The 23,910-nt window shown below is 60.2% G+C and carries 21 protein-coding genes and 2 pseudogenes; 10 read left to right on the plus strand and 13 right to left on the minus strand.

What is annotated here, in order from left to right; genetic code table 11:
* Positions 1 to 10: 10 nt before the first annotated feature.
* Positions 11 to 1,003 (minus strand): copper resistance protein B, encoded by a 993-nt coding sequence (locus CTP10_RS40040; RefSeq protein ID WP_233528293.1) that lies wholly within the window; start codon positions 1,001 to 1,003, stop codon positions 11 to 13.
* Positions 1,000 to 2,946, minus strand: coding sequence for a copper resistance system multicopper oxidase (locus CTP10_RS40045; RefSeq protein WP_116322067.1), 1,947 nt, complete (start codon positions 2,944 to 2,946; stop codon positions 1,000 to 1,002). Before CTP10_RS40045 ends, CTP10_RS40040 begins: the two co-directional genes overlap by 4 nt.
* A 369-nt stretch (positions 2,947 to 3,315) precedes the next feature.
* Between CTP10_RS40045 and CTP10_RS40050 the strand changes: the two genes are divergently transcribed.
* From CTP10_RS40050 to CTP10_RS40065, 4 genes are all read left to right on the plus strand, one after another.
* Complete coding sequence (locus CTP10_RS40050) at positions 3,316 to 3,537, plus strand: four-helix bundle copper-binding protein (protein ID WP_259394605.1); 222 nt, start codon at positions 3,316 to 3,318, stop codon at positions 3,535 to 3,537.
* Between the two features lie 300 nt (positions 3,538 to 3,837).
* On the plus strand, positions 3,838 to 5,565 hold the full coding sequence (locus CTP10_RS40055) for a glycoside hydrolase family 15 protein (protein ID WP_116322068.1): 1,728 nt from the start codon (positions 3,838 to 3,840) through the stop codon (positions 5,563 to 5,565).
* Entirely contained in the window at positions 5,566 to 6,561 is a 996-nt protein-coding gene (locus CTP10_RS40060; protein WP_116322069.1) for an SDR family oxidoreductase, read from the plus strand.
* A 21-nt stretch (positions 6,562 to 6,582) separates the two neighbouring features.
* Positions 6,583 to 9,150, plus strand: a complete 2,568-nt coding sequence (locus tag CTP10_RS40065; RefSeq protein ID WP_116322070.1) for a vitamin K epoxide reductase family protein — start codon at positions 6,583 to 6,585, stop codon at positions 9,148 to 9,150.
* A gap of 705 nt (positions 9,151 to 9,855) precedes the next feature.
* Here the strand turns inward: CTP10_RS40065 and CTP10_RS40070 are convergent.
* From CTP10_RS40070 to CTP10_RS40085, 4 genes and pseudogenes are all read right to left on the minus strand, one after another.
* Complete coding sequence (locus tag CTP10_RS40070) at positions 9,856 to 10,089, minus strand: hypothetical protein (RefSeq protein ID WP_306437367.1); 234 nt, start codon at positions 10,087 to 10,089, stop codon at positions 9,856 to 9,858.
* Positions 10,090 to 10,260: 171 nt separating this feature from the next.
* Positions 10,261 to 10,482: pseudogene (locus CTP10_RS40075) on the minus strand (IS630 family transposase); the annotation flags it as partial.
* Positions 10,482 to 10,898, minus strand: a pseudogene (locus CTP10_RS40080) (MFS transporter); the annotation flags it as partial. The pseudogenes CTP10_RS40075 and CTP10_RS40080, both read right to left, overlap by 1 nt.
* 244 nt (positions 10,899 to 11,142) lie before the next feature.
* Positions 11,143 to 13,071 carry a cytochrome c/FTR1 family iron permease gene (locus CTP10_RS40085; RefSeq protein ID WP_116322071.1) on the minus strand — a complete coding sequence of 643 codons (1,929 nt, stop codon included), beginning with the start codon at positions 13,069 to 13,071 and terminating at the stop codon, positions 11,143 to 11,145.
* Between the two features lie 186 nt (positions 13,072 to 13,257).
* Here CTP10_RS40085 and CTP10_RS40090 point away from each other — a divergent pair, with 186 nt between their 5' ends.
* The gene (locus CTP10_RS40090) at positions 13,258 to 13,488 is read left to right on the plus strand and encodes a DNA-binding protein (protein ID WP_158577719.1); all 231 of its coding nucleotides are present in this window, start codon (positions 13,258 to 13,260) and stop codon (positions 13,486 to 13,488) included.
* Between the two features lie 103 nt (positions 13,489 to 13,591).
* Positions 13,592 to 13,852, plus strand: coding sequence for a hypothetical protein (locus CTP10_RS40095; protein ID WP_147316271.1), 261 nt, complete (start codon positions 13,592 to 13,594; stop codon positions 13,850 to 13,852).
* A gap of 559 nt (positions 13,853 to 14,411) precedes the next feature.
* Here CTP10_RS40095 and CTP10_RS40100 read toward each other — a convergent pair.
* The gene (locus tag CTP10_RS40100; protein WP_116322074.1) at positions 14,412 to 14,783 is read right to left on the minus strand and encodes an EamA family transporter; all 372 of its coding nucleotides are present in this window, start codon (positions 14,781 to 14,783) and stop codon (positions 14,412 to 14,414) included.
* A 768-nt stretch (positions 14,784 to 15,551) separates the two neighbouring features.
* Here CTP10_RS40100 and CTP10_RS40105 point away from each other — a divergent pair.
* Positions 15,552 to 15,824, plus strand: coding sequence for a hypothetical protein (locus CTP10_RS40105; RefSeq protein ID WP_158577720.1), 273 nt, complete (start codon positions 15,552 to 15,554; stop codon positions 15,822 to 15,824).
* Positions 15,825 to 15,995: 171 nt separating this feature from the next.
* Here the strand turns inward: CTP10_RS40105 and CTP10_RS40110 are convergent, their stop codons facing one another.
* From CTP10_RS40110 to CTP10_RS40130, 5 genes are all read right to left on the minus strand, one after another.
* Positions 15,996 to 16,760, minus strand: coding sequence for a class I SAM-dependent DNA methyltransferase (locus CTP10_RS40110; protein WP_116322076.1), 765 nt, complete (start codon positions 16,758 to 16,760; stop codon positions 15,996 to 15,998).
* Between the two features lie 44 nt (positions 16,761 to 16,804).
* The gene (locus tag CTP10_RS40115) at positions 16,805 to 18,160 is read right to left on the minus strand and encodes a TolC family protein (RefSeq protein ID WP_116322077.1); all 1,356 of its coding nucleotides are present in this window, start codon (positions 18,158 to 18,160) and stop codon (positions 16,805 to 16,807) included.
* Positions 18,161 to 18,639: 479 nt separating this feature from the next.
* On the minus strand, positions 18,640 to 19,887 hold the full coding sequence (locus tag CTP10_RS40120) for an oligosaccharide flippase family protein (RefSeq protein WP_233528294.1): 1,248 nt from the start codon (positions 19,885 to 19,887) through the stop codon (positions 18,640 to 18,642).
* Between the two features lie 293 nt (positions 19,888 to 20,180).
* Positions 20,181 to 20,426: a hypothetical protein gene (locus CTP10_RS40125; protein WP_116322079.1), complete on the minus strand. Its 246-nt coding sequence runs from the start codon at positions 20,424 to 20,426 to the stop codon at positions 20,181 to 20,183.
* Between the two features lie 182 nt (positions 20,427 to 20,608).
* Positions 20,609 to 21,250: a hypothetical protein gene (locus CTP10_RS40130; protein ID WP_147316273.1), complete on the minus strand. Its 642-nt coding sequence runs from the start codon at positions 21,248 to 21,250 to the stop codon at positions 20,609 to 20,611.
* Between the two features lie 842 nt (positions 21,251 to 22,092).
* On the opposite strand from CTP10_RS40130, the gene CTP10_RS40135 reads away from it, so the two are divergent.
* The 3 genes from CTP10_RS40135 (at position 22,093) to CTP10_RS40145 (ending at position 23,367) form a co-directional block, all read left to right on the plus strand.
* Positions 22,093 to 22,290, plus strand: coding sequence for a hypothetical protein (locus CTP10_RS40135; RefSeq protein ID WP_116322081.1), 198 nt, complete (start codon positions 22,093 to 22,095; stop codon positions 22,288 to 22,290).
* Positions 22,291 to 22,374: 84 nt separating this feature from the next.
* Entirely contained in the window at positions 22,375 to 22,941 is a 567-nt protein-coding gene (locus tag CTP10_RS40140) for a TIGR01841 family phasin (RefSeq protein WP_116322104.1), read from the plus strand.
* An 81-nt stretch (positions 22,942 to 23,022) separates the two neighbouring features.
* A complete protein-coding gene (locus CTP10_RS40145) occupies positions 23,023 to 23,367 on the plus strand; it encodes a universal stress protein (protein ID WP_233528295.1) in 345 nt (114 codons plus the stop codon).
* 114 nt (positions 23,368 to 23,481) lie between these two features.
* On the opposite strand, the gene CTP10_RS40150 is transcribed toward CTP10_RS40145, so the two are convergent.
* Positions 23,482 to 23,826, minus strand: a complete 345-nt coding sequence (locus CTP10_RS40150; RefSeq protein WP_116322082.1) for a CzcE family metal-binding protein — start codon at positions 23,824 to 23,826, stop codon at positions 23,482 to 23,484.
* Positions 23,827 to 23,910: the final 84 nt, after the last annotated feature.

Below are 23,910 nucleotides of genomic sequence, written 5' to 3' on the forward strand. Positions count from 1 at the left end.
TCAAATGGGTTCAGAACCAGATTCGCACGCCGGCAACGATTTGCTTGTCGGTGGTCCGCTCTCCGGCAGCACGCGCAAAATCCGCGGTATTGCCCAGCTTCTTGCCCCACACCACGCCTAGGTAGGGGGCGAACTGGCGACGGATCTCGTATCGCAGTCGCAAGCCAAGCTTGAACTCGGACACGCCGCTGCCAATGCCTCGCGCCTCATCTGCCTTGCTATAGGCGTTCGCCTCGAACTCCGGCGTCAACAGCAGACGTTGGGTGAAGCGAATATCGTAGGTAGCCCGCACTCGGGCGGCAGCGCGTCCCGACGACCCCAGATAAGCCGTGGCTTCGATATCAAACCAATAAGGCGCCAGGCCTTGCACGCCAAAGGCGCCCCAGGTCCGCGGCGGCCCATTGCCGAAATCCTGGCGCACGCCCAGTTGCCAATCCCAGAACGGCGCAAAGGCGTGTCCCCACAGTGCCTCAGCTCTGGCATCCTCTGTGTTGCCATACAGACGCGTGCCTTCCGACTTGACCCATAACCGGTTCAGATCCCGTCCTACCCAGGCGAGCATGTCCCAGGCCAGTCCAGAGCCGCCGGGTGCCTTGACGTACTCGAGGCGATCGAATAGCACCTGATAGTAGACATCGTTATCGGCCATCGTATCCCCAGGCATGGGAATGCCTCGGTTCGGATCTGCCATCGGCACCGGGGCCTCCTTCACCTGGATGATCGCATTCGCGCCGCCGGGCACTGAGGCAGATTCTGTCGGACTGACTGCGGGATGGCTTGGCGCTGGCTTCCCGGCTGGAGCTGCGGTCTTTGGTGGCATCGGGGCATCGTGCGCCATGCCCGGCATCGGCGTATCGTGTGTCATACCTGGCATCGGCGCCATCGTCTGCGCCGCCACGCTGTGGCACTGCACGCTGGCCAAGAGAGCCAGGCTTGCGAGAAGGATGAGACGGTGGTTGGGCACGTCAATCTCCCTGGCGTTGGCGCGGTTCAACCCGCTCATGCGACCACGACCTTGCGGAACATGCCGGCTTCCATGTGGTAAAGCAAGTGACAATGAAAGGCCCATTGTCCCGGCGCATCGGCCGTCACCAGGAAGCTGACTTGTTTGGACGGCTGGACGTTGATCGTGTGCTTTCTGACCAGCGCCTGGCCTTCGTGATTTTCCAGCTCGCTGAACATCCCGTGCAGGTGCATCGGGTGGTTCATCATGGTGTCGTTGATCAGCGTGATGCGCAGGCGCTCCCCGTAGTAGAGCCGGATCGGTTCGGCTTGGGAAAACTTCTTGCCGTCGAGGCCCCAGATGAAACGGCGCATATTGCCGGTCAAGTGCAGTTCCAACTCCCGGCTGGGCGGGCGCTTGTCGATCACCGGGCCGAGCGTTTTAAGGTCCGCGTAGGTCAACACTCGCCTGCCGTTGTTGCGCAGTCTTGGCCCCGGATCCGACAGCGAGCGGGAAGGGTTCATCGAGCGCATGTCGACCTGTGGCCCCATGCCAGGCATATTGCCCATCTTGCCCATGTCATGCCCCATCTCGCCACCGGTTTTTTGCATCCCCGGCTTCGCGTCGGACTTGCCGTGGTCCATGCCGGCCATTCCGGCATGGGCGTCCTTCGCTGGCCCGGACATGGTCGACATGTCATGCCCCCCCATGCCCCCCATGCCCCCCATGGCGCCCATGCCCGCCTCCGGCGTCATTGGTTGCATCGTGGGTGCGCCACCCATGGACTCCATCCCCATGCGATCCATGGCCATGGATGGTTTCTGATCCATCTTCATGGCCCCCATTTCCATGCTGCCCATATCCATGTCCGCCATGTCGCCCATGCCCATATCGGCCATGGTGAGCCAGGTCTTCGGATCGAGCTTGGGCACGTCGGCTTCCATCCCGACTTCCGGTGCGAGTGTCGCCCTGGCGTAGCCGCTGCGATCGATCGACTGAGCAAAGATGGTGTGCGCCTTATCGTCCGGCATCTGCACCACTACGTCATAAGTCTCGGCGACGGCAATGCGGATTTCATCCACCGGTACCGGTTCGACATCCTGCCCATCAGCCGATACCACCGTCATCTTCACGCCGGGAATTCGGACGTCAAAGTTGCTGGTCGCCGAGCCGTTGATAAAGCGCAACCGCACGCGCTCCCCGGCTTTAGCGATCGCTGTCCAATTTTTATCCGCGGGCGTGCCGTTGATCAGGTAGGTAAAAGTGGCTCCCGAAACATCGGCCAAATCGGTCGGATTCATTCGCATCTGGTTCCACATCGCGCGCTTAGCCAAGGCCTCGGACAGCCCCATTTCGGACACATCTCGGGCAAAGTCGCCCACCGTCGGCATCTGAAAGTTATAGACGTCGCTCATCTTCTTGAGCTTCGCGAACACCATTTCCGGGTTTTCATCCGTCCATTCGCTGAGCATCACGACATAGTCGCGATCGACCTTGATCGGGTCTGGATGCATTGGCTCGATGACCAGCGGTCCATACAAGCCGGTCTGCTCCTGAAAACGGGTATGCGCGTGGTACCAATAGGTGCCGGCTTGCCGCACTTGAAAGCGATACACGAACGTCTCGCCCGGCCCGATGCCGGGAAAGGAGATACCCGGCACGCCGTCCATCTGAAACGGCAGCAAGATGCCGTGCCAGTGAATTGATGTTTGGGTATCGAGCAAGTTGGTCACGCGCAGCGTGACCTCGGTGCCTTGCTTCCAATGCAGAATCGGCGCGGGGATGGAGCCGTTCACACTGGTGGTAGGCCGGATACGGCCGGTAAACGACATGGGCGTCGCGCCAATGGCCAGCTCAAACGTGGTCCCTGTCAGCACGACCGGATGGCCTTGGCTCTTCAAGGCCCAAGCGGTGCGTGGATACGCGCCCAGGCTCGCCAAGCCGCCTCCGGCGATCAGGCTTCCCAGCAGTCGGCGGCGGCCCAGTGAGACGGGGCGAAGCATGGCATCGCTAGGGCGTTCGAACACGTTGTCTCCTCGCGCAATGGTGAAACGTCCACTTAGCATAGTGCGCGCCACGTCGAAGCAAAAGCTCCTTTAGCGTCATCAGCCTGGACAAAACATGTGCTGTCACCGGTTGCGTCATCGTCGCGTAATGCTCCTGTAAGGTAGCCGCTCCCAGGCTGTCGTCTGCTTCCTGTGGCGCGCGAATTGCTCTCAATTTGGCGGCGTCTCGCACGCTGGTCGAATTTCTTTAGGAGCTTTGCCATGCCACATGAAAACTATCTATCTTGTATTGAAGCCTGTCACGCCTGCACAGTCGCCTGTCATCACTGTGCGGCGTCTTGTCTGCGTGAGCCAGAGGTTGAGGCCATGAAACGCTGCATCGCACTCGACCTGGACTGTGCCGAAACATGTGCCTATGCCGCGGCGATGATGGCGCGCGATAGCCAGTACGCGCGCGCGATTTGCGCGCTGTGCGCGAAGGTCTGTGAAGAGTGTGGGACGGAGTGCGCCAAGCACGAGGCGCAGCATTGCCAAGAGTGCGCACGTGCCTGTCAGGAGTGCGCGCAGGTCTGTCGCGCCATGGCGTAGATCCAGGTAGCCCAACGACTCGATCTTGGACGGCAACGCGCGGCTCGGCGGTGAAGCCATGGCACGCCGCGAACTTGAGCCGTGTAACGGCAGGCATAGCGCGTTGTAGTTCTTTCCCGCGCTAGCGCCAGATGTAAGCCAGGATCCCGACCTCGGCAATGCGTGTTGCCAGCGTGGCGAGGGTCAAGGAGACGGAGTGTTCACCAACCCCAGGTATCCGCCCATTGCCGACTATGCCGTCATTGGCAACACGCATAGCGTGGCGTTGGTGAGCACGTCGGGGTCCATCGACTGGGCTGTATGCCGCACTTTGACGCCGGCGCCGTATTTTGCAGATTGCTCGATGCTAACCGTGGAGGCTACTTTCAAATCCGGCCGACGGGTCGTGCGATCAGTTCGCGCAATTACCGGGTCCCAGGGGGCGTACTGGAAACCATGTTTGAAGCCAGCGGCGGGATCCTTCGCCTGACCGACTTCATGCATAGCGAGCGGCTCGCACGCAGTCGGCTGGACCATGACTCACCCGAGTGCCATCGGCTGTTGCGGCGCATTGAGGCGATCGTTGGCGAGGTGAGGGTGGAACTTGTGTTCAGTCCGAGCTTTGACTATGCGCGCAAGCCCCACCAATGGGAAGTCGGTTCGCATGGCGTGACCGCTGTATGCGAACACCAACGTCTCAGCCTGGTATGTTCGCCGCCGCTGCCGCTGCCGCTGCCGCTGCCGCTGGCGACCGAAGCGCACCGCGCCAAAGGTGTGGCCATCGTGCGGCCCGGCGCGCCGCTGTGGGCGATTGCGTCCTTCCAACAAGACGGGCCGGACCGCCCTGTGCACGACCCCCAGGCGGTCCTTGATGAGACCCTACGACATTGGGGCGAGTGGCAGCAGCAATGCACCTATCGCGGTCCCTTCGAACGAGAAGTGCGCACCAGCGCCTGTGTTCTCAAGTTGCTGACGTTTGGCCCGACCGGAGCACTGGTGGCGGCGCCAACCACCTCGCTGCCGGAGTGGATCGGTAGCAGCCGCAATTGGGACTATCGGTTTTGTTGGCTGCGCGACTCGGCCATGGTGCTGCGCGCGTTGATGGCGCTGGGCCATCACGAGGCCGCAATGGACTTCTTTCGTTGGATCGAGCGATTTTGCGATCTCGAACGACTGCAGATCATGTACCGGATCGATGGCAGCCCGAACCTGCCTGAGCAGGAGCTTCGCCATCTTGACGGGTACCGTGCGTCCCGTCCGGTGCGTATCGGCAATGCGGCGGCGGAACAGGTGCAACTGGATGTCTATGGGCATGTCCTCGACGCGGCCTGGGTGTGCCAACAGGGCATGCCAATGACACTGTCCGCCCCAATGCGGCGCGTGCTCGCCCGGCTAGCCGACGCCGCCGCGGCGCGCTGGCGTGAGCCGGACCAAGGATTCTGGGAGACGCGCGGGGTGCCCCAGCATTTCGTATCATCCAAGCTGATGTGCTGGGTGGCGTTGGACCGTGCCATTGCGCTGGCACAGGCTGGGCAACTCGACGGAAACGTTGCTGTCTGGAAGCTCGAACGGGACGCGCTGCGTCGCGTCATCGAGGGGCAGGGGTTTCACCACGGGACTGACGCGTTCACGCAAAGTTTCGGATCGCCAGCTTTGGATGCGAGCGCGCTACTGATCCCGCTGACCGGCTTTCTCCCCGCGACTGACGCGCGCGTGAAAGCAACCGTGGCCCGTATTCAGCGGGATCTCACCAAGGATTCGCTGGTCTATCGGTACCGCATCCACGATGGCGTGCCAGGAGAAGAGGCGACCCTCGCCATCTGCAGCTTCTGGCTGGTACAAGTCCTGGCCCGACAAGGCCGGGCCAAGGAGGCGATCAAACTCTTTCGGCACATCTGCTCGTTTGCCAGCGATCTCGGCTTATTCGCGGAAGAGATCGACCCGGATAGCAAGGCGCTGCTGGGCAACTATCCGCAAGGCTATACCCATCTGGCACTGATCCAGGCTGCGCTGGACATTCAGCAAGCGCAGCAACGCGGGGAGGCCTGAATGCATCCGCCCAACATTGTTGTCGTCACCGGTGGCACCGCAGGCGTGGGGCTCGCTGCCGTGCGGGCCTTTGCGCAGCGCGGGGACTGGATCGCGATCCTGGCAAGAGAGCCGGATCGCCTGGCCCGGGTCTGTAGCGAATTGCGCGACCTGGGGATCCTGGCGCTGGGCATCCCCGTCGATGTCGCCGATGCCCAGCAGGTGGAGGCAGCAGCGTCGCGCATTGAGCTCGAACTGGGACTGATCACGATTTGGGTGAACAATGTCTCTACGACCGTGTTTGCGCCGGTCGCCGAAACAACGGCGGCCGAGTATCGCCGCGTCACGGAAGTGGTCTATCTGGGCGCGGTGCATGGCACGTTGGCCGCGCTGAAACGCATGTCGGCGCGCAATCATGGCTGTATTGTGCAGACCGGCTCGGCGCTGGCCTATCGGTCCATCCCGCTACAGTCAGCATACTGTGGGGCGAAGGCGGCGATCCGTGGCTTTACCGATTCCCTGCGTTCGGAACTCGTTCACGATCATTCGTCGGTGAGACTGACGATGGTGCATTTATCGGCGTTCAATACGCCGCAATTCGATTGGTGCCGCAGCAAGTTGCCACGCCGTGCCCAACCAGTGCCGCCAATATTCCAGCCGGAAATCGCCGGCGAGGCCATTGTCTGGGCAGCCACGCACGGCCCTCGCGAGGTATGGGTGGGCTGGCCAGCCGCCAAAACCATTCTGTCCAGTCGATTTTTCCCAGGCCTGGGTGATCGTGTGGCGGCCAGACAGGCGTATGAGGCACAGCAGACCCAGGAACCCGCCCACCCCGATCGGCCCGATAACCTGTTTGTACCGGTCGTGGGCTTGTTTGCAGCACATGGCCGCTTTGACAATCAAGCGAAGTCAACCAGTGCGCAGTGGTGGATCTGCGTGCATCGCTGGCAAGTGTCCGCAGCGATCGGTGTGGCCGCCGTGGCTGGCCTGCTCGGTCTCTTCATGATAGTCAGATAGCACCCCGGCAAGGAGTCGGCGTTGGCACATAGCACGGACACGATTGTGGTAGTGGGGGCAGGATCGCTGCTCGGCCGCGCCGTAGTGGCGCGCCTGTTGGAGCAATACCGTGTGGTCGCGCTCGATGGCGAAGACCTTGCCGCAGCGTTCCCCAGTGCGCTAGCGCTTCGCATCGACGCGACACGTGAAAAAGATATGGCGCAGGCATTCGATGCGGTGATAGCCGGTCACGGCGAGCTTATAACGTCGGTCGTCTATGTGGTCAGCGAGATGGAAGACGCGCCCAATGCGGACGGCAGCGTGCAGCGGATCGCGGCGGAACTCGACCTTGTCGGCAACCTGCAACGCATCATTGTTGAATTGCAGCGGTGCGCGGTGGGTCAATTCGTGCTGGCCGGCACCTTGCTAGTCCATGCCCCGTCGCAACCCGGCAATCCGATCAATGAAGCCTCGCCCATCGATCCCAAATCGCCATTGCGGGCGATGATGATCAGGGCGGAGCACCTGCTCCAGCACGAACTCGGCGCCGTACCGCGGTTGATGCTGCGGCTCGCGCCGCTCTACGACGATCTCGGTCATAACGCTTTCCTGGTGCAGCAGATCGCGGCAAGCTACGAGTCCAGCCTTGTCGCCCGGGCCGACACACGTCCGGACACCGCCCATGTGTTCCTGCACGTCGATGACGCGGCAGCGGCGGTCGCGCACGCTGTCGCAGCGCGCGGCCAGTTGCCTTGCAAGTTGTCGTTAGTGCTTGCCGAGGAGGAGGCAGTGACACCAAGGCAACTGCGGGCGGCAATTTTGCACGCACTGGATGGCCCGGGCGAAGCGATGCGGCCGCAGGCCGGCGTCGGGGCGCGCCTTTACTCACGCTGCCAGCATGCGCGAAATGTCGGTGACGCCTCTGACCCGGAACTGCGATGGCTGGCAAGCGATCATTATGAAGTGGACAGCGCCAGCGCGCGCGAGAGGCTAAATTGGCGGCCTGAGCGCCGAATTCTAGAAACGATGCCTCGCATCATCGCGGCGCTGAAGCAGGACCCGGTCAGTTGGTATCGCGCTAACCGGCTAAACACGGCCATCATCGCCGACCATCACCCCGTGGTGCGACACGGCAGCGTGACCGTCAAGGGCGCGCCGGAAATCAGCGGCTCCGCCGCTAAGCACGAGCACGAGCACGAGCACGAGCAGCATATGCGCGACGCCCATTACAGCCTGTTATGGGCGCATTATCTCAACATCTTGCTTGGTGCCTGGTTACTCACAAGCCCTTTTGTCTTGGGCGCCTTTGATACTCGGGAGTTTGGCACGCTGGTAATGCAAGTGACCGCAGAACGCGGTCTTGCGCCCCCTGCGTTGCGCATGACGTGGCTGGGCTGGAGCGACATGGCCAGCGGCAGCCTGATCATGGGCTTCGCCACATTGTCTCTTTCGCGTCGCTTTTCATGGGCGCAGTGGGGCAACGCCTGTGTCGGGCTCTGGTTGCTGTTCGCGCCACTGGTGTTCTGGGCGCCGTCCTCGGCCGTCTACAACAACGATGTGATCGTCGGCGGCTTCCTCATCGCCTTTGCCATCCTCGTACCCATGATGCCAGGCATGAGCATGGCGTCGATGAAGGACCAGTCCGATCTGCCGGTCGGGTGGACGTACTCGCCGTCCACCTATTTGCAGCGGCTGCCCATTATCGGGCTGGCCCTGTTCGGGTTCCTGATCGCACGCCAGCTCACGGCGTATCAACTCGGCCATGCGGCGGCGGTTTGGGAGCCGTTCTTTTCTCCTGACGCGCAAAAAAACGGGACGGAAACCATTATTACCTCCGCCGTGTCCCGGTCCTGGCCGATTCCGGACGGTGGCCTTGGCGCGGTCAGTTATCTGCTGGAGGTGTTGATGGGCGCGATGGGTGGGCGCCAGCGTTGGCGCACCATGCCTTGGATGGTGGCGGCATTTGGGATCGTCGTCGTGCCCCTTGGCGTGGTGAGCATCTATTTCATCATTATCCAGCCAATCGTGATCGGGACCTGGTGCACGTTGTGCCTGATCGCTGCGGGCGCAATGACGCTGATGATCCCTTATACGTTGGATGAACTGGTTGCAATGGGTCAGTTTCTGGGACAAGCGCATCGGCGCGGCGAGCCGGTACTTCGCCTCTTCTTCGTGGGCGGCGCCTCGCCAGGAAGCCAGCGCGACCGGCGTCCCGGTTTCGATAGCGCATTGTCCGACGCGATGGCGTCGGCGTTGCGTGGTGTGCAATGGCCCTGGACACTGGTTGCGTGTGTCGGAGTTGGCATCGCGCTGATGTTCACGCGCCTGTTGTTTGGCACCATTCCGCCGTTAGCGGACAGCGATCATTTGATCGGTGCGCTCGTAATTGTTGTCGCTGTGGCCGCGCTCGCAGAGGTAGCAAGGTTACTGCGCTGGATCAATGTCGGCTTTGGCGCTTGGTTGGTCATCGCACCGTGGGTGCTCAGCGGCGGAAATTCCGCGGCGGCGGCATTTGGGGCCGTCGCAGGGCTTGCGTTGATCGGATTGAGCCTGCCGCGCGGCTGGCGCAGCCGGGAGCACTATGGTAGCTGGGATCGGCTCATTCGGTAGCGGAATGCGGCGAACTGGCGGCGGAGTCGCCGCCAGTTTGACCGTCGGCCAGCGTGCCTTTGTTATCGGACCTCGCCTTCATGCATCATGCCTAACAATCATCTAGCCATCATTAACCTCTCCCGCCTTGACATCCTGATTGCGTCGCTTCAGGCAAACGCCGCCTTGCAACGTCGCCGACTTGTGCGCAGTCGGCCAGCAGCAGCGAAGGACGGCCGGGCGCAAAACTTGCTGGAAGTACAACTCGCAGCGCTCACCGCCCTACGGGCGATACGCTTTAATCTAGTCGAGTCGGCGCCAGCGCCACGCAATGTTGATGGCGCCGCAATATTTGATCAGGCCGCACGGCGGCAGTCTTTGCCCTTCGGAGCACTATGCCCAGTGGTCGCCGCTGTGGCGAATTGCGCCTGACGGGGCGTTCTTATCCCTTTATCAGTAACGAATCCAGCCAGCTTTGAATGCAAGAGCTGCGCCGACGCTTTGTCAGCGTACCGTGGCGGCCGGCAGCGGATGACAAGCCTTGTTCCGCAGGGCCCGCCCCGCGGGACAGCTTACGCTTGCACGATGGCCAGTCGACGGCAGCGGTTGGCATCGTGCAACAACGAACAAAATGGGCACCCCCGCCTGCTTCAGATAGGCGTTTTTGCCATCCCGTCGAAGCAAATGCAGTCGTCGGAGGGGACGGCCCCACGAGAAACTGCCCGGTTACAGCGGAGCCCCATCGGAAGACGACATATATCTTCCAGCGTTCGCGCCATCGGTGTATGGGTCGAACTTGCCCGCTCTGGCGTCATCGGTATATGAATCGAATTTGCCTGTCTTCGCGCCATCGGTGTACGGCCCAAACTTGCCGGCCGAGGCCATGGCCGGCACTGTGGAAAGCACACCTGCAACGGCAACAATGGTGGCAATGACAGCGCAACGTTGGATCATCGTCATGATCGTCTCCCCCAACTCTACACGCGGCTTCTTCAGCCTTGTAAACCACTCTAGCCGGTCATGACTCACGCAAGCATGATGCTCGCGTTACGAATCTGTCACGTTACGCGCTGCGCGAAGCGGAATTCAACAATCCGCCTTCGCGCAGCCCGCCTTCACGTTCAGGGTCAACTAGTCCGCTGAACCAGAAGATTCGCACCGGATGCGGCGCGTCGGATCGGAGTACTTCCATTTCAGCGGGGCGGCCAGCTTGTTGTATTGACGGATCCAGCGCTTGAGCTTTTTATCGAGGTCCTTCGTACTGGTGAACACGCCACACGTGATGACGTCGCGCTGGATACGGGCAAACCAGTTCTCGGCCTGATTCAGCCACGATGAGTACGTGGGGGTGTGCTCATTGCCAGCACGAGGTGGGCCAGAATCAGAATCACAAGACCCCATGCCAGCAGCGTGGTATGACGCAGGCGATCGGAGAGCTTGCCAAACGGATAGGCCGACAACGAATATACGACGTTCATCTCGACCAACACCAGCGGCGCCAAGTACGGAGGCAGGCCGACCTGCTGGGCACGCAGGACCAGAACGCCTCGCTGAAGCGAGCAAGCGTAAACAGCGCCCCAATCGCGATGACTTGCCACTATGAGCCGAGACGGACAAGGTTTGCCCACTTGATCGGATTGGTTCGCTTGGCGCCGACATGAGGCTCGGGTTCTCGCACCCCCACCCATCAGCAGCAGCACGGAGAGAATGCCCGGGATGACCGCCACCCAGAAGACGGCGCGGAAATCGTTCGCCCACAGAATCATCAGCACCAGATCGCCGAAGGGATCTGGCTTAACGTGATGCGAGGGGATGCGGTCACGGCGATTCCTTTGAGGCCAGGTTGGCGCCGGGACGATGTGCGCTCCCATGCGAGGCGCACGGGAGCGGCACGGCTGAATCGTGGCGCCCGGATTCACACAGTTGGGGCGAAAAGGCGAGGCGCCCGACGTTCTATGGCAGGGAAATCAGCCGTGGAGCCGTGCTCCCTAGCGTGGCACCGCCTTGGCGGCGTTAGGCCTGGGTAGATGCCCGCTGCGACCGGAAATTGTAGGCGATGCTTGCCGCGATAATGAGCAGAATCAGAATTTGCGCGGTGACGGTCTGGACAGACGGGTAGACGCCGAGGACGTCGATACGGGGCAGCGAGATCGGCGTAACCTGCAGGAAGCCGACTTTCTGTAGCGCTGCCACGCCTTTGCCGATCAGGACGACCGCCAACACGCCGACCAGTGCCGAGCTGAAACCGAAGAACTGACGGATTGGAAGGCGCGCCGAGGAGCGGAGGAGGACAATGGCGATCACAGCCAGGATGGCGATACCCGACGCAAGCCCTGCGAGCAAGTAAACGCCGTTGTCCTCTGTCCACAGAGCAGCGTAAAAGAGGACCGTTTCAAACACTTCTCGGTAGACTGTAACGAACGACAGCAGGAAAAGCATCAGCGCCGATTTCTTGTTCAAGGCCGACGACAGCTTTTCTTTCACATAGGCTTGCCATCGACCCGCAAGACTCTTCTGGTGCATCCACATGCCCACGCCGAGCAATACGATCGCAGCAAACACTGCGGAGAACCCTTCCGTCATCTCGCGGCTGGCGCCGCTCAGGTCGACGACGTAGGTGGCGACCGCCCAGGTCAACCCGCCAGCCGCCAGCGCGGCAATCCAGCCCCCATGCACGTAGGGCAGGACATCGGTGCGATCCGCTTTCTTCAGGAACGCCATCATCGCGACGACCACCAACAGGGCTTCAAGCCCTTCTCGCAGCAGGATTGTCAGGGCGCCGAGGAAGGTCGAGACGGCGTCATTGGTGCCGCCCAGTGCCTCCTGTGCCTCGTCAAGCTGTGATTGCAACTGCTGTGCAATCTCGTGGGCACGTTCCACTTGGCCCGCGGTCACGGCATTGCGATAGAGCCCCATCGTCTTCTCGATATCCTGGAAGAGCGTCTGGTTCTTGGCAGCGAGCGCCGGCTCGACGGGCTCGAAGCCGTCGAGGTAGGCGGCCAACGCCAAGCGCGAAGCCGCCTGCCTGTCGTCCTTGTCCAAGGCGGACACGCTTTCCTTCAGCTTATCTTTGGCAATCACCAGGCTGTCGGTGTTTGATGTCGCGAGTGAACCTGGCGTACTCCTCAGGTAGGCCGTCAACTGGCGCGAGACGTCCGCCCCGATCGTCTTGGCGAGCGAAGCTTCGGAGGCCTGGCTTAACATGGCCAGCGTGGGCACGGCTGCATGGAGAGCCGGTTGCGATGCCCACAACTTGGCACCAGCCTGGCGGTCGGCATCCGAATACGAGAGGGTCGAGGCAAAATAGGCGAGCGCCCAGCGATCGTCGTCCGAGAGCTGGGCAAAACCCGGCATCGACGTTCCCTCCACCCCGCGCGTGATGATCTGCTGGAGCGCAAAGACGCTGCGCTCCTGGGCCCGCTCATGATCGGCCAGGGCGATCGGCGGCGGGCTCAGCTTTGCAGCCAGTGGGCCGTCTGCGTGCCCGGAGACGCCGTGGCACGAAGCACATTGGCTTTGGTAGAGCTTTGCCCCTTGTTGCAGATCGGGCAGCTTGCCAGGGGCCATCGGAACCGGATAGGCCGCGAGGAGTCCACCGGCCAGTCTGCGGGCTTGCTCCCCGACCGTTTCGGGCGGTGCTTTCTCCGAAATGGCTGCACGCAACGCCGCCGCTTCCTTGGCCAGCTCTGGCGCGGCTGGCGTTGGCGGCAACTCGGCTAGCTGCCGTTCGGCTGCCTGCGCGAACTCCTGCATCTCAGCATATTCGGCCTCGTTGGCGACGTGGCCATCCTTGACGGACCGACCATAGTCGACAGCAAGGTAGTCCAGCAATTGCCAGATTTGCTTGGCCTTGTCTTGCGTCGCCAGAGGATCGGCATGCGCGGTCGAGACCGTCACGAACAGAGAACACAGAACAAGGGAGAGAATGCGCAGCGCTTGCATGGGGGGCTTACCGGCGGAACGGTGAATTCGCGAACAAATGCGAATGATTGTAATTCATATTTTTGGCGCGACGTCACTATCCGGCCAAGGATGGGGGCGGCCGGTAGTCGCGTATATGCGAAGTCTCACATATCCTCAGGGTGGCTTCCTGATGTGACAGCTCATCGTGAAAAAGCAAGCAGCCGTATGACCATCAACGACGAGTTGAAGCTCTGGAACGATGAGCGGACGCGCTTCGCTGCCCTCAGCGCGGCTTTGCCGCCGGCGGTGGCCAAAGCGATGATCTCCGCCTGGGCGGAGGCCGTGGAGCACGGCGAGCGCGTGTTTGCTGAGCGGCATGAGGAAATGGAGGCTGAGCTGGCCGCGGTCGTCGAGCAGGCAAAGCGCTGGTCATCGCCAACGAAGGCTCCAGGATGAAGTGCGCGCGCTCCGGGTCCAGCTCCCTGAGCGCCAGGCAGCACCGATCGCGCCTTGTCCAAGCTAGCAGGCGAGTGCTGCCAAGGAGGCCGCGTTTGGTCACTTGCAGAACGTCGAAAGGCGCTGGCAAGCCAGCGTAATGAGGCAACTCAGGTCCTGGCGGGATGCCAAGCGTGACAGCGCATGCGAATTGGAAGATCTGCGCGCCGCGCTGGCAGAACGAGAAGCGGCGGCACGGGCCGAGATCGACAAGGCGACCGCACTGTTGGAAGGCGTGCAGAAGCAAGTCATGCTGCAAGCCAAAGAGGCCAACACGCGCAGCAGCGCGCGGAACCACGCTCACGAAGGTGCAGCAGCGAAATGAGCAGCTTGTCAGCCAAGTCCAGCAGTTGTCGGCCGAAGTGGCGAGCCAGCATCGTTAGGCGGAGCGTATGCAGCAGCAGTTCACGGGCGCCGCAGAGGAGGCGGGAAGATTCGGAAGGAGCGTGATTCCATGGCACAGAAACTTGCCTTACAGCAGGGCCGGATGGAAGCGCAATCCGAACCGGTGACCGCGCGAACTGCAAGGCGAGCATGCGGTTAGTGGGCAAAGCAGACGCTCTCTGCTTCGCCGCAATTCAATGCGTCCACCCTTTAACAATCAACAGGTCGGGTCGAAAAGCGGCGGATTTCATCAGGATTCCGGCCGACCCTCTCTTTGGCTTCGCGCCGCCAATCTGACATGCGGTGGGTCGTTGAGCCTTCACATGTTGTCGATGGTTGCCGTCCTGCATGTCGCGCTTGGTTCTCCATCGAGACCAGCGCCAGTGCCGCGGTGAAGAAACGCATGACTAGAAAACCGGGAATGCATGGCCAAAATGCCATTGATAACGACTGGACGCCGGTTGAAAAATGGGTGCGTGGCGGTACGGCGCGCGGCCACTTCAGGAGCGGGCAACCAAAAGCACGCCACCCAAAATCAGCAGCATGCCGGCCACTCGCATTGGGCCAATCATTTCACCCAGTAGCCAGGAGGCGGCCATGGCATTGAGCACATAGCCGACCGACAACATGGGGTAAGCCACCGACACCTCGATGCGCGAGAGACCCACGATCCAAACCACCACGCCAATCCCATATAACGCAAGGCCTGCAACTACTTGCCATTGGATCAGCACCTGCAATAGGGCATTCACGAGCGCCGCACGCTCCAGCGGGATAGCTCCCACGGTGCTGACACCGGCCTTCAACAACAACTGTGCCGCCGCGTTGCACAGGACGCCGGCAAAAAGGAAAGCAAAGCTGGATAGCGCCATCAAGCGATGTGTCATTCAGGACAAATGGAATACGCCAGCATCACCGCTCCCGCTGGACGAAGAATGGTCGGCCGCGCCATTGCCCCGAACTGGCCTAAGCTCGTCACAAGGCGGACTATGGCGTGGTGAAAGTGCGTTCGCTACGTCGCTGGACCAGTAGCAATCTCGCCAAGCGCTACTTGCTGCAAAACTTACCGAACTGCCATTTTTAAGTGCTACCTGCGCGCGCGCCTTTGGCCTCGGCCTACTATGACCGACGGCGGAGAGCGCCCCAAAAGAACAAAATTGCGAACCGATGCGTTAAATATAACGGCACAAATGGAAAATTATATCCACACCAAGCTGACGGGAAGATGACACCAACGTTACCCAAGGACGACATCCCACCACGTCAATTCCATATCCTACCGTCATTGCTTTAAATCGGCGACTAAACGGCACATTTTCAGCCGCGATGTCTCTTACTCTAAACTCAGGATTACATTCGCGAAAGGAATCGAATTGTTGAGTGCCAAAGAGTAAAGTTTACTATGCGAGTGGTTGATATAGGCTCAATGTTCGACGGCGCCGGAAAATTGAATCGGTACCAAGAGCAGGGGGGCGTAATAGAGGGTGAAAACATGAATGCCATCCAAGTTGCCGCACCTGCCGCAACACTTTTGATATTGATGTCCGGATGCATTGCGAGTCCAGTCGCACCCTACGACGATGCGCTCTACCCGTATGCGTATTATGGCGCAAGATCTCCATATTACTCGAGCCAGACTTATGATCCGTATCATCCCTATAGTGGGACGATGCTATATTACCAGCGGCATCGCTCCGGTGGAAGGCATTTTGGCGATAATCGCGACGGGCATTTCGGCGGCCCCTACGGCCAACATTTTGGAGGGCACTACGGTAACCCGGCCGGCGCGCACAGTGAAAGCGGCCATGGTGCCGGCCATGGTGGAAGCGATGGGGGCGGGCATGGCGGTGGGCATGGCGGAGGCGGCCATGGTGGCGGACATTAGTTCAGTGGCGATTGATGATGCGGGCTAACGGGGAGGCCGGTGCATTCCCGAACGCCAATTAGCTAAGATCTCTGGCCAACCCGCGATATAGACTGCCAAGGACGGGGGAGACGGCGGTGTTCTTTCCGCCAGAGCATTAGTTGCTTCGCTTAACGGGCATCGTCGCGATAATGAATAACCGCAGCGTCGCCAATCCCATTCAGTCAAGATTCTTGTCAATCGTCGCGTGTACGGCGCCAGGTCGCGTCATTAAACTCGACAAGAAAAATGGTCGACGCTGTTCTTCTAGCAGCATCAATGCGGGCGACCAATGAAATGCATTATGTATGCGTCGTGTCAGGCGACTATCTGCTGTGGGAATGGGGAAGAAATGATTGACAACAAGCAGGAGACCGCCGGGAAGGAGCAGCTGACCAAGCCGAGATGCGATCTCTTTTAAAGTTTTATCATCAATAGGATGGGGTAGATAGTATAAGGTGTCCGCCACAACAATAAGATCAAATCTGGCGTTCAATTCCTGCCCAAGAGAAACAATGTCACCGCGCTGGAAGCTAACGTTATCCAGGGCCATATTTCTTCGCTTTGCGCACGAAATAGCCACGCTGGAAATATCCATTCCCAATACATGGTCGGCACAAGAGGCTAGGCGCTCTGTGAATAGTCCGATGCCGCACCCCAAATCGAGTGCATGCCGGAATGTCTTGCCTTGCAGCAAGCTCATCATGGCATCGTACTTGCGCCTTTGATATTGATACTTCGATGATCCGGAAACCCAAGGGTCATTTTGTGGCGCTTCGGCGTAAAGCTGATCGAAGGCGGTGCACGGCGCCTTAACTTCAGATCGAAGCGCTTCGAGGCGGGCGTCGCTTCTGGCGCTAATTAGAAAGAGCCTCACATCACGACCGACTGAAAGAAGCAGGAAGATGTGTTGCGCGATCTCTTTTAAAGCTCGATACCTTGCCATCTCGTTCGCTCCAGTCGAAGGGAATTCCTGCCACCAAAATAGGCTTACCACCGAAAGTCCGTCTCAATGAGAGTGGACTCGAGCCTCGTACGTGCGTTGACAAAGTCCTTACGCGATTCCAGCAGTTCACGTTGCGTGGCATAGAGTTGCCGACGGGCATCCAGCAGATCAGTCAATGGAATGCCCCCTTTTTTGTACGCGAATTCGGCCGCTTGAGACGCGGAGAGGGCGTCGGGGAGCATTTGCGCCTCGAAGCGCATGAGTTGCTGGCGCGCAGATTCAAATTGCGCTAGTGCACGGTCGACGTCCGCATGTACGTTACTGCGCAATTTTTCAAGGTTAATTTGGGCGCTCGTTAGTTCCGCCTCGGCGCGTACGATGTCGCCAAAATAGTCGTTGTTGATAAAAATCGGCATCGACAACTGTACAACCAGCGTGGTACCGCCATTGGCGGGAAGATTGCGCTCAGCAATCACCGCCACATTGACATCACGAATACGCTGCGCCTTGGCCAAGCCGAATGCTGCTTCGAGGCTGTGTACTCGTGCAATGGCGGCGCGTATATCTGGTCGTTTGTCCACCAAGGCCTCGATACGGTCGCTTTGTAGCATACTATCGCCGGGAACAGGCCATGGATCGACGGCTCGGATGGAGGGAGCCTCTTGTTCTCGCGCAAGCAACGTGGCAAGCATCACTTGCGCAACGGCAAGGTCGGTGTGCGCCTGTAGCAATTCATTCTCGCTGCGGCCCTCCTCGACGCGAAGTCGTATCAGGTCCACGCGCGCGATGTCGCCAGCTTTGAGTCGGAGCTCGGCCGCCTCGCGGCTTCGCGCGAACGCATTTCTAGTGGCCTGCGCAAGATTCACGTAGTCTTGCGCCTGTTTCACTGCGAAGTAGGCATTGGCCAATGCCAGGCGCACTTGGCGAAATATGTCCTCGATATCGAACTGGGCGGCATCGGCCGCCAGACTTGCCACTTCGCTGCGCAGCTCCCGCTTGTTGCCGCGCTCAACAAGCTGCGATACGTTGACCAGTACGTCGGCATCGCGAGGTTGGTATCGGCCAATTAAGCCAGGCCCCGCACCTACCGTCAGCATTGGATTCGGCCGCTTTCCGGCATTAACCAGAATCCCTTTTGCGGCAGTTAATGCGGCTCGCGCGATTTGCACATCCCGATTCTGCGCTAAGCCAGCGTCGATGGTGTTGTGCAGCGTTAAGGCGCCAAGGGAAACGTCGATTGGTTCGGCTTGGATGACGGGCTTCGCGAAAGGAGACGCCCGGTGGAAGGGGGTAGGCGCGCCATTGAAGGGAGTGGCGCCGGTAGCAGGTTGACCGATAGCAGGAATTACCGCGCAACATGAGGCTATCACGGCGAGCAGTCTTATTGCGCGATCAATCATGGCCTGACCTATAAGACTCTGCGCAACCGTCTCGGCAAGGCAGCGCTTGTTCGCACACGTGGTAGGGCACTGCTGTATAGCCGGATGGCGCGTTGCATTTGTCTCAGCCTAGAAAGGCGGGAGGGCACTACCAGCGCATCCAGCCCTGTTGTCGGGCAGGATACGGTGTAAATGTTGGGCTGATTCTAATATGGGCACCTGACAGGAACATGACGCCGACATTGCGAGCGATCGCAGTACTAGAGGAAGTCGCCGGAAGGTGGTGGCGTAGCGGGATCGGGCTGCGACGTAGCGTCTTCCATGCGCGATGCGAAAAAAACCCCCGCACGGACGGACCGGCGGGGGAGGGAAACACATCCTGCGGGGGGCTCTGTTAAGCGCCGACCGGGGATCAGGATGTGGGGTTTCGTGCTGATTCGGTGTGTCCGCGTTGCAGGCGCCGGCGACACATCGGCGGAAAGCATCGGCATATCTGCATGTCACACGGCTTGCTGGACGGCTACCGGTTCACGGGAGCGGAGGAAGAACCCGATGCCGGCAATTACCGCCATCGCATTGCCCGCAATATAGCCATAGATGGCACCCCGGGCACCGTGAATCGGGATCGCAATGACGTCCACTACGATCATGGTGAACAGCACCAAGAACCATTTCTCGACCAACCAGTTCGGCTTGCGTAGATAGATCACCAGTAGCGACAGGGCCGCATCGGCGAACACCAGTCCGGATGCCATCGCAGAAAGCCGCAACAGGTTTGCCGCGACTTCATAGTGTTCGCCGTAGATCAAGGCGATGATCCAGGGCGCGCAGTAAGCCAGCACTGCGCCGCCCGCGACGCCTAAGGCGACCATGCCTGCGGCAACATACAACACATTGCGCCGCACCAGCGCTAGACTTGGCTGCGCGTAGATCATCAACGGCGCCACCGAGGTGGCAACGATGGCGCCGAGCATCATGAAATTGTCCAGCACCTGCATGGAAGCGGAATAGCCCCCAAGCTCGAACAGGGAAATGTGCGGCTTGAGCAAAAGCTGATCGACGCGCTTGGCGCAGAGCATCAAAATCATGCTCACCCAAAACACCATGCCATCGCGCAGCAGCAGCCTGGCTAGCGGCCAGTTCAGGTGCACCGCCACGCGAAGGCTGCGTTGTCTGTAATACCGGGCCAATAGCATGGCACACAGCAAGGACTCCACCGCGAACGCCCAGGCAAACGCCGGAGCCGAGTCCAAGCCTGCCAAGTAGAGCGCCGCGACCGCGATCACTCGGAAGGTCAGGCCCACCATGCCGTAGACCACCGCTGGGCGACTATCAGTCCGCGCTTGCAGCCAGGCTCGGACTGCGCCAAAGGGTTCGTACAGCAATATGGGGATGCCCATGACGATTGCGGTCAGGACAATGACCTTGTCCCCCTCCGTCATCGTAATCACCCCCACGAGCAGCAGGTAGCCCGTCACTGCCGCGAGCGCTCGCAAGCCGAACACATGGGCCAGCAACCGGTATTGCGCCTCCGGCGCAGGGTTGCCGACAAGCCGCGGGACAACGACTTCACCGCCACAAATCAGCGCGATCGAAGCCGCGATCAACACCAGGGACTGGGCGTACTGGAACTTGGCAAAACCTTCCGGACCAACTGCGCGCGCGATCAGCCCAATGGCGACGATGCCGAACACCACTTGCAGGCCGCGCTCAAGAACGAGCCAAAGCACATTGCGGGCGATCTTCATACGCATTGCGAGGTCTCTCTCCCGACAGATGATCGGTGAACTCTGCGCTGGCATGGCCGCTTGATCTATTGCTCGCTTCCCGCCTGCCAGTCTTGCTGGTCTACTTTGCTACCGAAGCTTCAGGGCACCGCCTATTGTCGCGAACCGGTGCTGGGAGCCGGTGCTGGCGCCGACTGCACTTCGGCATGCCATCGCACGCACCGTGGCTTTCCGCACACTGCAAGGACATCTAGGAGTCAGCAACGCTCCCGTTCGGCCCACCGCCAGTCCCGAGCATAGCTGAGCGCTTAGCTTTACCTTTTGCATGTCGCCTGGCTCAACGCTTCGAGGATGGCCGTCCGGTTCGTGCGCAAATCGCGCAGGAACTCGCGTTGCGCACGAAGCAGCTCCAGCATCTGCGTCTGCGCCCGCACCGTGTCGAATGGCGCGCCGCGCAGCCATCGCACGAACTCAATATGCTGACGGATACGATCGCGGCAGACAGCGATGCTGACGGCAGCTTGAGCGAGACGGGAGCGTTCTTCGGTGGCATGCGACATGTGGACAGGCTCCCAGGCCGTACGCGGCCCCCATAGCAATATGCCCGGCAGCGTGGCCCCCAAGCAAAGGCATTGCCCATTGCTCGGCTACCTGCGCCGGCACGATCAAGCACACCGGCTGAATTCTAAGGAGATAACCTGACCGGAACATGACGCGAGCATTGCAAGCGCTGCATCAGCCTTTACCAGTTGCGGTGGACGATCAGCGGCATGGGGGAAAGTCTAACGAAACACTTCGTCGCTAGCACAGATAGCCGTGTGCGTCGACATTGCAGTGTTTGCGTTGCCGCGACATGGTTTTCCACGGAAGCTGCGTCGATATACTCGAACGCGCGCCCCTGCTGATGCTGCACGTCAAAATGAAAACCGTTGGGCATGCAGGTCGAATACTTCCAATCGCGGGGGAACGGCGCATCTCCGTGATACGGGCCCTCATCCTTCCAGACGTGCTGGTTCACATCGATAAAGAAGCATTCGCTGTGCTTGTCCCATTTCTTCAGATGATGGTTCTTGAACGCCTGGACGCGGCGGGCCACGCCTTCAAAAAAGCCATCCTCCTTGTTGAAGGCTTCGCACATCGACCAAACCGCCGAGAGCGATTTCTCGGCGCAAAAGCCGCGTTCAGGCAGGGCTAAAGGCGAGCTTTTCAATACCGGATGCAAGGCGGCGCGCCAACACTCTTCTTCCGTCAGGGCTTGATTGAGTTGGCTAACGAGCGGCGGCAACGCACTGGTTGCCGCTCGGACAACCTCGGAGGAAAGCCAGCGAAAGCGAAAATGCGCCCGAATGGCCGCCGCAATCGGTTGTCGATCGCGATCGCCCACCAAAGATGTGCGCGCCCTTTCGCTGCGCCGCCTCTTGGAACAACTGCGAAAGTTGCCTGGGATCGATGCCAGTTGTCGGTCCTGCAGGCCGGGCAGGATGGAATGCGTCCAGCCATCCCCTTTTTGTCTGCTCTAGAGGGCTGCGATCAGGTTCCACGGCTTACCCTCGGCGACTCCAGGCTATTGCCACCAGATCCAGCGGAATGCTGATGCGCGCCAGATTCACTTCCTGCATCACTCCGGCGAGCGCCGTGAAGAGTTCTTCGATATTCATTTGCGCCGGTGCGGACACCGACATGCCGGGTAGCTCTCTGGTAGTGGGCTCTCCCTGGCGAACCAGTTGTGCCACGGCACGTCATCGTTGCGTAATGCTCCCGTAAGGTAACGAACCTAATACAGCCGATTTAATCATCTGGCGCGAGAATTGCTGCCACTTGGTCGCGTCTCGATCGCATCCCGTCGGCTTAATCAAGGAGCTTTGCCATGCAACGACGGCATGCGCGCCCCGTTGCACTCGGGTACCAGACGTCACTAGCCTAGTCAGTCCAGAAGCGTCGACCACATTGCCGTGCAGCGGACACCCTTTGCCTGGCACCTTCAACGCACGGTCCGATGTCCTGCCGCGTTAGGCTGGCGAGGATTTGATCCAAAGCCTTCACAGAATCTTCATGTCACACCTTGATCAATCGACGTTCGGGGTATTGAATGGAGTCTCCCGGCGCGCAGCGCAGGCACGCAGGCCAGCAAGAACCTCGACGTCTTCGCCCCTTGAATCGAGCTCCTCTGCGACAGCTATCAATGCAACTTCCCAGCAGTCCAAAACCGAAATCCAGGAGACAAGGATGCTGAGTCCTCATGAAGTGGCCACCCTCTTACTCGTCAAGGATGCACCGGATCACGCTGAATTGGACAGTTCGGACCTGGATGCCCTCCTCGAGCGCGAACTGGTGCAACTGGAAAGGCTTGACTCGGGCCAGCGGCGCCCCTGTATCACCGCCAGAGGCGGCGTCCTCCTCAACGCCATTACACGCATTCGCTAACTAGCCCATCCCGACGTCCCGCCGACGCTCCACGTCGTTCTATTCCGCGCGAGCGTGTCTTGGTCAATTCTGAGGAGACCCATGATGACTCCGTGGTCCGCTGAGCAAATCGCTGCGGCGCAACAAGCCAATCTCGCCATCGTGCTTGGCCTGACCAACAAGGCCATCGAAGGCTTTGAGAGGCTGGTCCAGCTTAACCTGCAAGCAATGAAGTCGACGCTGACAGAAACGCGGGAGAACACACAAAAGGCGCTTAGCGCCGAAGACCAGCAGGAGTTACTAGCCTTGCAGGCGAGCATGATCCCGCAGATCGGCGAGAAGGCGCTGTTATACCAGCGCCAGCTCATTGAGATCGGAACGGCCACTCAAGCCGAATTCGCCAAGGTCGCCGAAGCGCAATATGAAGCGCACAGCCGCCGGATGCAGGAGCTCGTCGACAATCTCGCAAACAGCACACCGGCGGGTTCGGAGAACGCGGTGGGGGCGCTGACCTCGGTGATGACCGCCACTAATAAGTTCTGTGAAGCGATGTACCAGACCACAAAGCAAGCAGTGGAGGTCGCCGAACAGAGCCTCGGTGCGGCGAGCCACGCGGCGTCAAAGGCAGGGAAGCAGGAGGTCGAGCACACCTCGCTGGCCGCGAAGGCATAACCCTGGCGACACGCCGCTGCGGCTGTCGTCCTACCACCGTCGCGACCGGCGAACCCGCTTCGTTTTTGAGGAAGCGGCTGGTTGAGACGATCGGCCTTCGGTGGCCAAGGATGGCCGCTGTCTCTGATCTGTGCGCAGCGTTATAACCAGCAGGTGCCGATGCAGCGGCGGGCGAAGCGTGAAGAGGCAACGCTGTTCCAGCATCTCTTGGTGCCAACCGGCGGGTGGGCACCCTCGGAAGGTGCGGTCCGTGTAGCGGTACAACTCGCCAAGGCAATTCAGGCCAAGCTCACCTGCCTGCATGTCGACCGCGTCTTCAGCCACCGCATCGACATGCTTGAGGATACCCGAGAGCGCTACGCGCAGCTTGCTGAGCAGCAACGTGGAGCAGTATCAGCAGACTGCGTGCTGGCCGGACACGATTGAACCCAATATCGCCATGCCGTCTACAGAAAAAAATGCCCCCGCAACTAGCAGTTCTTCGGGGGCGAGAAACGGGCCGGACCACCGGGAGATGGGCGCCAGCCATTGCTTGCTCGATTAGCCACCGGTAAGGAACTTGCTCCGCTCGATGTAGACCTTGACTCCACTCGCTTCAGGCACATCCGGGAGGATTACACTCAGCTGCGATGACGTGCCATGGATTGACTCCAGGAACGTCCATGCCAGCGTCCGACTTCCCGCCCTGAACGCAACGGTTTCACCGGAATCCACGTTCACATACTTCATCCCTGGTGCCAGGGTAATCGTCCGACTAGCGGTCGAGACAGCGGCGGGGCTGCCGAGAAGCGCAGCGGCCTTCGCCGGTGTTAAGGGCGCGCAGGCCGAGGCAATGCCGAGGACTGGGAGTGCAAGCGCAATGAGGAGAGTTTGCTTGGTGTTCATGATTAGCCCCCCATTCAGGAATGCGGAAATGCTCTTCCTAGAAGAAGTCTACGCAGCCAATAGCCACGGAAGCCTTACGCAGAG

The organism is Cupriavidus sp. P-10, assembly GCF_003402535.2.
GTDB lineage: Bacteria > Pseudomonadota > Gammaproteobacteria > Burkholderiales > Burkholderiaceae > Cupriavidus.

Excerpts from the sequence above, each read along its gene's own strand:
- CTP10_RS40120 (WP_233528294.1), bottom strand. The coding sequence starts at position 19,887 with ATGAAGATCGCCCGCAATGTGCTTTGGCTCGTTCTTGAGCGCGGCCTG.
- CTP10_RS40140 (WP_116322104.1), top strand. The coding sequence starts at position 22,375 with ATGACTCCGTGGTCCGCTGAGCAAATCGCTGCGGCGCAACAAGCCAAT.
- CTP10_RS40045 (WP_116322067.1), bottom strand. The coding sequence starts at position 2,946 with ATGCTTCGCCCCGTCTCACTGGGCCGCCGCCGACTGCTGGGAAGCCTG.
- CTP10_RS40085 (WP_116322071.1), bottom strand. The coding sequence starts at position 13,071 with ATGCAAGCGCTGCGCATTCTCTCCCTTGTTCTGTGTTCTCTGTTCGTG.
- CTP10_RS40125 (WP_116322079.1), bottom strand. The coding sequence starts at position 20,426 with ATGTCGCATGCCACCGAAGAACGCTCCCGTCTCGCTCAAGCTGCCGTC.
- CTP10_RS40060 (WP_116322069.1), top strand. The coding sequence starts at position 5,566 with ATGCATCCGCCCAACATTGTTGTCGTCACCGGTGGCACCGCAGGCGTG.
- CTP10_RS40040 (WP_233528293.1), bottom strand. The coding sequence starts at position 1,003 with ATGAGCGGGTTGAACCGCGCCAACGCCAGGGAGATTGACGTGCCCAAC.
- CTP10_RS40135 (WP_116322081.1), top strand. The coding sequence starts at position 22,093 with ATGCTGAGTCCTCATGAAGTGGCCACCCTCTTACTCGTCAAGGATGCA.
- CTP10_RS40150 (WP_116322082.1), bottom strand. The coding sequence starts at position 23,826 with ATGAACACCAAGCAAACTCTCCTCATTGCGCTTGCACTCCCAGTCCTC.
- CTP10_RS40055 (WP_116322068.1), top strand. The coding sequence starts at position 3,838 with ATGCCGCACTTTGACGCCGGCGCCGTATTTTGCAGATTGCTCGATGCT.
- CTP10_RS40100 (WP_116322074.1), bottom strand. The coding sequence starts at position 14,783 with ATGGCGCTATCCAGCTTTGCTTTCCTTTTTGCCGGCGTCCTGTGCAAC.
- CTP10_RS40070 (WP_306437367.1), bottom strand. The coding sequence starts at position 10,089 with ATGACGATGATCCAACGTTGCGCTGTCATTGCCACCATTGTTGCCGTT.
- CTP10_RS40115 (WP_116322077.1), bottom strand. The coding sequence starts at position 18,160 with ATGATTGATCGCGCAATAAGACTGCTCGCCGTGATAGCCTCATGTTGC.
- CTP10_RS40105 (WP_158577720.1), top strand. The coding sequence starts at position 15,552 with ATGATCCGTATCATCCCTATAGTGGGACGATGCTATATTACCAGCGGC.
- CTP10_RS40050 (WP_259394605.1), top strand. The coding sequence starts at position 3,316 with ATGAAACGCTGCATCGCACTCGACCTGGACTGTGCCGAAACATGTGCC.
- CTP10_RS40090 (WP_158577719.1), top strand. The coding sequence starts at position 13,258 with ATGACCATCAACGACGAGTTGAAGCTCTGGAACGATGAGCGGACGCGC.
- CTP10_RS40110 (WP_116322076.1), bottom strand. The coding sequence starts at position 16,760 with ATGGCAAGGTATCGAGCTTTAAAAGAGATCGCGCAACACATCTTCCTG.